We start from the raw sequence: 1,101 nt of genomic DNA, 5'->3' as shown, positions 1-1,101 counted from the left end.
TATACCCGTGATCAATGAAGATGCTTGATTTTCAGTGAAATGAGGATCAAGCTAACGATTATGAAACTACTCCTTACTCCTGAACAAAAACAAGTCCTAGAGACCCAGCATGCTCAAACGCGTGACGGGCGTATTCGTGACCGCATCAAAGCAGTACTGCTTGCATCCGAAGGCTGGACCCCGGCAATGATTTCTCAAGCATTACGCATTCATGAAAGCACTGTACGTAATCACCTTGCCGATTACACCTTGTCAGAGAAGCTCAAGCCTGAAAATGGCGGTTCACAAAGCCTGTTAACTGCAGAGCAAATCGCAGAATTAATTGCCCATTTAACTCAGCATACTTATCACCACAACAAGCAAATCGTAGCCTATGTATTGGAGCAATATGGCGTTCAATATACGGTAGCAGGGATGCACAAATGGCTTCGCAAAAACGGCTTTAGCTACAAGAAGCCCAAAGGCGTACCGCATAAGTTTGATACGGCAAAGCAACAGGCTTTTGTTGAGGCTTATGAGGCACTCAAAGCGCATTGCGGTGAGGATGAGCGCATTTTATTTATGGATGCCGTACATCCGACTCAGGCAACCAAAATCTCACACGGCTGGATACGAACTGGGCAAGACAAAGCCATAGAAACCACCGGCAGTCGTACACGGCTAAACCTGATTGGCGCGTTGGAGCTCAATAATATTGCCAGTGCAGTGGTCAATGAATATGAATGGGTAAACAGCGAAAGCATAGTGCAGTTTTTCGGGCAATTAAGAGACAAATACCCACAAACTCAGAAGCTACATCTTATTTTGGATGGTGCTGGTTATCACCGAGCGGCGATAGTGAAGAATGCTGCAATTTCGCACAATATTGAGTTGCATTATTTACCGCCTTACAGCCCGAACCTCAATCCGATAGAAAGACTGTGGAAGGTCATGAATGAGCACGCGAGGAACAGCGTGTACTTCAAAAATAAGCGAGATTTCAGGTCCGCACTGGATAAATTTTTCAAAGAAACATTACCCGATATTGGTGAAAGTTTAGCGTCGCGGATCAATGATAATTTTCAGCTCTTTACCCACGCATCTTCAGGTTGATTGGGTATA

1 protein-coding gene is annotated in these 1,101 nt (G+C 44.9%); it reads left to right on the top strand.

From position 1 onward, the window contains the following. The first annotated feature begins 60 nt into the window (after positions 1-60). A complete protein-coding gene (locus L5M38_RS24150) occupies positions 61-1,092 on the top strand; it encodes an IS630-like element ISSpu23 family transposase (protein WP_014609561.1) in 1,032 nt (343 codons plus the stop codon). Positions 1,093-1,101: the final 9 nt, after the last annotated feature.

The organism is Shewanella sp. SM101 (assembly GCF_025654465.1).
GTDB lineage: Bacteria > Pseudomonadota > Gammaproteobacteria > Enterobacterales > Shewanellaceae > Shewanella > Shewanella oncorhynchi.
This window is presented reverse-complemented; position numbering and strand designations above follow the sequence as displayed.

Excerpts from the sequence above, each read along its gene's own strand:
- L5M38_RS24150 (WP_014609561.1), top strand. The coding sequence starts at position 61 with ATGAAACTACTCCTTACTCCTGAACAAAAACAAGTCCTAGAGACCCAG.